General features: G+C 63.1%; 2 protein-coding genes. Both read right to left on the bottom strand.

All coding sequences use genetic code 11. From position 1 onward, the window contains the following. Positions 1-202: 202 nt before the first annotated feature. On the bottom strand, positions 203-514 hold the full coding sequence (locus ACIA76_RS42340) for a hypothetical protein (RefSeq protein WP_397161046.1): 312 nt from the start codon (positions 512-514) through the stop codon (positions 203-205). 31 nt (positions 515-545) lie between these two features. After that, positions 546-7,253: a PA14 domain-containing protein gene (locus ACIA76_RS42335; RefSeq protein ID WP_397161044.1), complete on the bottom strand. Its 6,708-nt coding sequence runs from the start codon at positions 7,251-7,253 to the stop codon at positions 546-548. Between the last annotated feature and the right edge of the window lie 47 nt (positions 7,254-7,300).

The raw sequence follows: 7,300 nt of genomic DNA, 5'->3' as shown, positions 1-7,300 counted from the left end.
TGGGGGTGGTGGTGTTGTAGGACAACGACCCCCCCCCCCCCCCCCCCCGCCCGCCCGCCCCCCCCCCCCCCCGCCCCCCCCCCCCCGACGCTGAACTCCGCGCCCGGATCTAAACGGTGCGAGTCAGATGGCCACTACCCGGAGAGAATCTCAGACTAAGAGCAGTCTCTCAGCGCCGGCCTCTAGGCCAGAGGTCACCATTCTATTTCAGCATATTCTCGATATGAGCTGTCGCGCTGTCTATCGCCGACGCAGATTTCTCTGGAAGAGCGTCCAATGACTGTCCTCGATCGAGCGCAACTGCATAAACCTCCTCAAGAGTGCCCCATTGTTGCCGGAATTCTGAAATCCACTCAGAATTGATTGCGTTAACGGAATCATTCTCCATCTCATTTATGAGCATGGACAGGTCATCAATCAGTTCCGGCAGTGAGTATGTTCCATCTCTATAGGCAGCCAAAGCGCTATGTACCCTCCTGCGCAGCGCCAATGTTGGCGCGCCATCGAACGTCATTGACCTCCACCTTTCATCACGTGCAATACTGTCAGTATATTGTAATCACACGCCCGGTTGCATCATCGATCACCGCTGAAACACCGTTATCCTTACTAGTGTATTTGCTGGTGTTCTCTGTATTCCCAGGGGACTTCGTACCATGCGTGATGGTGTCTTCGACAACCCTCGGAGTCAACCCTCGTGATTGCATGCGATCGAGTGCATGGCCCGTATAGTCACGGCCTCCTATGTTTGCTGGCTTATTAGGCGTGACAACATTCATTTCCCCCTGGCCGCGGCGCGTCACTGGCGTACTAGGATCGGTGTCCCCTGGTTTGGCTGGGTTTGCCGCCGGTGCCGATTGGGCCGGTGCTGGCTTGTCGGGTGCCTTGCTGGTCGACGGGGCCGGTTTGACGTCGTCCTTGTGATCGTGGTCGTAGGCGATGGCCAGCATGCCCGCACCGAGAACAGCCGCAGGAATGACGACTTCGGGTGCGAGGATCGCCCCCACGATCGCTGGGATCGCCAAAGGTATTTCGCCACTGAGGTCGAGGGTGTTGATCGGGTCGCCGTTGACGTAGTCGTAATTGTTGGCCGATCCCCCCGAGACGGGGTCGGTCTGTAGGAACCGTCCCAGCACAGGCAGGTAGGTGCGGGCTCCCATCTCGAGTGCTTGCTGGCTCGCGAGGTGTTCGACCGGGACGGTGTACTGGCCGAGATATCCGAAGTCCATGCCGCCCGCGGCGGTAGCCGGGATCGGAATGTCACCGAAGGCACCGGTGGCCGGGTCGATGTTTTGGCCGTACGGGTCGTACAGGTGGATAGCACCCGTCCGGGTACCGCTGCCGTCGGCGGTGAACAGGATGTCTCCGTGGAGGTTGGGGTAGGACCAGTTCGTCGCCTGGGCTTTCTCTTTGTCATCGCCCGGTTTCTGGTTTCCGGGCCCACCGGTGCCAGGGCGTCCGGGAATCCCGCCACCACCCGGGATCTGACTCCCCGGTCCACCGGTGCCAGGGCGTCCCGGAATCCCGCCACCACCCGGGATCTGGCTCCGGGGTCCACCGGTACCCGGGATGTCGAAGCCCTTGCTACTGGCTTGATTCCCGGCGTAGTTCTTGGTGAGCACGACACCGCCGGACAGTTTCAGTACGCGCTGGCGCAGTGTGCCGGAATCGTCGAGGATCAAGTCGGGGCCGCCGGAATCGGAGGCGTAGCCGTAGCGGGTCACCTGGGCTGGCTTGTCGTTGTCCTTGACCGCTCGCATCGTGATGCGGTCGGTGACATCGCGGGTGTACTGGACCGAACGGCCGTCGGCCGTTGTCGTGGACACATGGCGTCGGGTGGAGTCGTAACCGAGGGCATCGGTGCCGACCTTGATCGCGTTGCCGTAGACGTCGTAGGCGAAGGACAGTTTGGTGGCTCCACCGGTGGATATCAGCCGGTCGGCGTCGTCGTAGCAGTACAGAGTGCTGGTGGGTGCCCCACCGTTGAAGCTGTCGAACAGCGCCGTGCGGTTGGTATTCGATCCTGCCTTCTTGTTCGGCCCGCAGCCGCCGTCACCGCCGAAGGCGTAGGTCAGCTGGTGGTGTGGCACCGTGGCCGCCACCAATCGGCCCACTCCGTCATAGGTGTAGGACGAGTTGTAGGCGGTGTCAGGGTTGGCGGTGTCGGTGATCCTGTCGTCGGTGACGCGATGGTCATTGGAGCGGATGACCGTGTCGGTGACCGTCGAGCCGGATGTCTTCCACGCCAGGGCAACCGCCGAGGCGGCGTCGTTGTAGCTGATCGCCAGATTCGACCCGTTCCCGTAGCTGACACTCTGCAGGACCCCTGCGTCGTACGCAGGGGTGGCGACGGTGGCTCCGTCGAGATCCAGCCCTGTCAGGCGAGACCCGTCGGACCAGCGATAGTTCAGGGTCGAGGACGTGCCCTTGACCGTGGTGGTCGCGCTGGTCTTTCGCCCATTGATGTCGTACTTGGTGGCAGTGGCAACACCATTGGCGTCGGTGTAGGACACAACCTGCCCCAGCAGATCGACCACCGCGGTGGTCGAACCGCTCTCGTCGCTGATCTTCCGGGTGAGCGGATCGCCGTCCACGGCGTAGTCGTAGGTGACGGTCCGGGCCGGTTGACCGTCCATCGCCGGGAAAGCCTTCTTAACTACCCGGCTGCGGGTGTCGTAGCTGGTACACGTCCACGGCTCGTTGTTGATCCGGGTGGCAACCGTTCGGCCTGCGGCGTCGTATACGCTTTCGGCCACGTTGGCCGAGCCGTCCGAATTCTTGGCCGCGGCAAGGGTTTTGACCATGCCGGCCTGACTGACCGCAGCGGATTTCGAATCGCACGGGTTCGCGCGGGTTTCGTCGGCCCCGTAGTAGCTGAAGGTGCCGCGCTTGTCGGGGTTGGTGATGTCACCGGCCGGCAATGCCTCCGCCAGCCGACGCAGATACCCCTGACCGGGTTTCTCGAAGCTGTTGCGCCTGACCAGGTTCACACCGTCCGGATCGTTGGTCTTCGACACCACCAGCCCGAACACCGGATCTATCCCATTGGCAGGATCTGCATAACCGGTCGCTGTCTTCTTCGCCGGTGCGCGCTCGACGTTCCCGCCGGAAGAGCTGTCGCCGACCCTGCTCGTCTCGTATCCGTAACGGGGTGCCAGGTTCTTACCTGGAACAACCACCATGGGACCGTCACCCGGCGGTGCCCAGCTGAAGTTCAGTGCGCCGGTCTTGCCGCTGTGGTTGTAGTAATCGACGCGGACTCGATGCCATGCACCGGGCACGTTGTTGGCGTAGGTCCCACTGACGGCGGTAGCGGCCTTGTCGGTCCAACTGTCCACGATCAGCACGTCATCGATCCACAGCCGCACGCCATCGACGACGGTGAAACCGAGCTTGTACTCACCCGCGGCGGGGAACTGGAGTTCACCGGTGAATCGACCCGACCAGCCGCCGGTGGTCTGTACCGGCGGCGCGGCGCCCCAATTGCCGGACAGGGCACCGTCATTGGTGCCGACACCGGTCTGCCACACCGCGGGCACACCCGACAGGAACGGGTTGTCGTACAACGCGGCCTGGAGTCCGACGAGGCCCTCGTCGTAGCCGATATGGGTGTGGGGCGTCGTGCCTGCACACGCGTCGGTGGGCACCTGGCCGTTGAAACAGGAGGCCGGTGCGGGCCCGTAAGTGTCGGTCAGCCGATCGGCATGGTCGTAGATGTTGGTGGCGCGCTTGCCCGTCGGATCGATGACTCCGGTGGGCTTGTCCTTGGCATTCCACTCGACTGTGGCAGTTATCTTGTCCGGATCAGTCGCTGTCAGCGCGCGACCGGTATCGTCGAAAGTCGCAATCTTGCCCCCGACGTACCGCATGGACACAAAAGTCTTGTTTTTCGACGTGTATCCGTAGCTGCGCATGGCGCGATCGCCGAGGCCGGTGGGAGAAGGGTCGTTCAGGTCGGTCGGACGCAGAGACGGTGGGTCCTTCGGCGAGAACGTGTCGACGAACGAGTCGTACGCGATCTGATAGCGATCGCGGTCGTTATTTGGATTGGACGGCTGTCGAGCCAGCCAGTCGTAGGCCAGGCTTGTGCGCAGCTGGCTGATCGGACCGATACCGTCGATTCCACGCTGTCCCTGGACGCTGTTCAGGCCGTACTGCGCGACGTAGGCCTGGGCGTCTTCTTCACCGCTGTAGGAGTAGTCGTGGGTTTCCGCGCCGGGGTTCTCGATGCGGTCCAACGTTTGGGCGGTGGAATACCACAGCCGGGTTTCCCTACCGTCCCAATACTTGATGCGGCACAGCATCTGCGCGGGCGCACTACCCACGGCACCGGTTGTCTTGCTCGAGCCCTTGATCGCCCCCGGCGGTTTCGGGGCACCGTCGTAACAGTTGTCGCTGTTGTCGCTGTTGTAGTACAGGGTGTGTGACCGCCCCGATACCGGGTCCTTGATCTGGGTCAACCGCGGTGGTGTGCCGCTGTACAGGTATTGCAGCGCAGCCGGTTTCTTCGAATCCAGCACCGAGGACACAGTCGCAAGAGTGCCATCGGCATTGAACACCGACACGACGTCACCCGCGGTGACCGAGATCTTGCCGAACCCGTCGACAGCGAGGACGCCGTCTTCATTGGCCGGCGGGGTGTAGCCACCAGCAGAGGCCTTGGCCCAGGTGTGTTTGGAGCCTGTTGCGTCGGTGAGAACCACCGACCCATCCAGCATTTCGGCCTTGCTGTACGCGCTGCCCTGCACACCCAGCGTCCAGCCGCCCGGCAGCGGCGGCGGATCCGCCGAATACCACCACTCCGTCTTGGCGACCTGCGGCGCCAGGTTGTGAGCGCGCGCGCCTCCCTGGCCGCTGTTATCCGTGCTTTTAACCCACAACACCATTCGCGGCTGCTCGGTGGCCGTGTGGTGATACAGCTCGACCTTGACCGGGACCCGCTGCCCCACGGCCAGCGACACCTCGTTGGCCTGCTTGGCGCTCGCGGTGGAGAAGTCGTCAGCGACACCGGACGAAGTCGGGTTGTCATAGACCAGCTTGTCGCCGACCCAGATCCGCGCGCCCTCGACGTGCATCCCGTCGAACCGGTAGTCACCGGTAAACGGAGCCTTGAACTGGCCCTCCCACCGGATCACGAACCAGTCCTTGTTCAACCCCGGCGGAACCGGGTTCTCCCGCCACGGAAAGTTGTCCGGATTCTGGCTGCCCCAGTTGCCCCAGTCCAGATTCACTTGCGGCTCGGTGCGCACCAATACCGGCACGTCATCAGCGGTCCCCGTGTGCTTGGAGTCGTTGAAATACGAGGCGCGCACTCCACGCGCCTCACCGGCGCGAGAGTTGTAGGCCAGCGTGATACCCGACTCGCCGCCGACCGAGGTGAACTTCGGCCCGCCACCGTCGGTGTAGACGTTGCCGTTGAACAGATTCACCCTCAGCGGGCCGGCCTCGTCCATCGGTGATGTCGTGTTGCCGCCCATGCGCTTATTGATGGTGAAATGTCCGACCCATTGCGGGGTTGTCGTGGTGACACCACCGGCGAGGGCGGTCAGTGCGGTCCAGGTGTACTTGCCACCGTCATGCAGGACGTTCTTGGGCACCGTCCAGGTCGGATCCTTCAGACAGCCCGAGTCGACCACCGAGCCGGAGCGGCCGTCGAATCCGGTCGACACCTTGAAGCAGTACAGGGTGCCGTCACCGGACGGATTGCTCACCGAGTTGACGGTCAATGTCGGTGTGGACGTGGCGATCACGCTCTCGTCGGCCGGACTGGCCAGAGTGGTCGCCGGTGGCGCGGTGCCATAGTCGACGATCAGGCTGGCCTGCAACGCCTTCAACGAGACGTCATCGGTCTCCCCACCCGACAACAGGAACCAGGCGTTGTTGTCCTTCGCCGTCACCCGGTCGGCGATATAACTCGTCAACACCGACGACGCCATCGACCCTGCGTCACCCAACGACACCGACGCCAGCTGTTGCCCGGTGGCCTTGTAGCCCAACGGATTCGACGCCTGATACAGGATCGACGTCACCGGCGCCGAAGTGCCGGCCTGGCCGGTGCGCTGTAAATCCATCCGGGCACCGATCACGTTCTTACCGAACAGCGGCGAGAAATCGAACCGGAAACCCGTACGCCAGAACACATTCGCGTTGTTGGGTCGGGAGTTACCGACCTGGATCCCGCAGGTGTTGACGCATTCGGGTGCCCCGTCGGAGGAGTACGCGCGCGTCTCGGCGGTGTTGCCGAACCCGTAGGTGTAGGTCGGGTCGACGGTGATCGGGAAGACCCGCTTGGTGTCAGTCAACCACTTCTTGTCCACCGACACCGTCAACGACCACGCATCACCCTTCCGCGCAAGGATGTACTTGCCGCCGGTACGGGCGGCGGTCGACTTCTTGTCCTTCGCGTTCTTATTGGCCGAATCGAAGACCTCGATCGGCGGCAGTGCCGCTACCTGCGCGCCCTGGGCATCGGTGATGACAATCGCGCTCCCCTTGGGCTGCGGAGTCAAACCGTTGCCGAGCTTCATCGTGAACACCCAGCGGCCCTCACCAACAGCCTTGGCGTCCTTGACGATCACCGCTTCTTTGACCGCACCCGGCTCCACCGTGTATTGCAAGTCCTGGCCGGGCAACGCATCGGGATACGACACCGTCGACCCCGACATCTTGCCCAGCGCCTTCTTCGCACCATCGAGCGCCAACGTCACCGGCGCACTACCCGTGTCGAGGTGCACCAGTTCCGGATCATCGGCGAACGCCGCGAACACGCTACTGGCTCCGTCGCGGACTGCGCCCGCGGTCTTGGTGCCGGGCTTGTTCACTACCCGGGTGTCCATCGCCACCCAGTCCCCGTGCTCATTACGCACGCTCACCGGGGTCTGCGACAACACCACCGAGTGCGAACCGTTCTTGTTGGTGTAGGTGACCGATTTCTCCGTCCGGGACGTCTCTTTCGACGTCTTCGGATCGAACCCGTCGTGCACACCCGACGGCGGCACCGCAGCACCGGACAGCGGCGTGAAATCAGCCTGCGGCTGGGCCGGTTCCGGAGCCTGCTTCAACGGCTTCGGGCCATCAGCCGGATTCAATACCGGCACCGGATGCGGCTTCGCCGGCTTCGCCGACGCCGGCGGCGACACCATCGCCTGAACCAACGAAACACCCAGCGCCACCGTCACAACCAGCACGACAGCGCGCGCGAACGGTAACGCCAGCACACGCAGCCAATTCTGGCCACGGACGCGTAATTTCATGACTTCCTCGATACAGGGCACATCCACCAACAATGCGCACACTTGTG

It is taken from the genome of Nocardia sp. NPDC051570, from assembly GCF_044454005.1.
Taxonomy (GTDB): Bacteria; Actinomycetota; Actinomycetes; order Mycobacteriales; family Mycobacteriaceae; genus Nocardia.
This window is presented reverse-complemented; position numbering and strand designations above follow the sequence as displayed.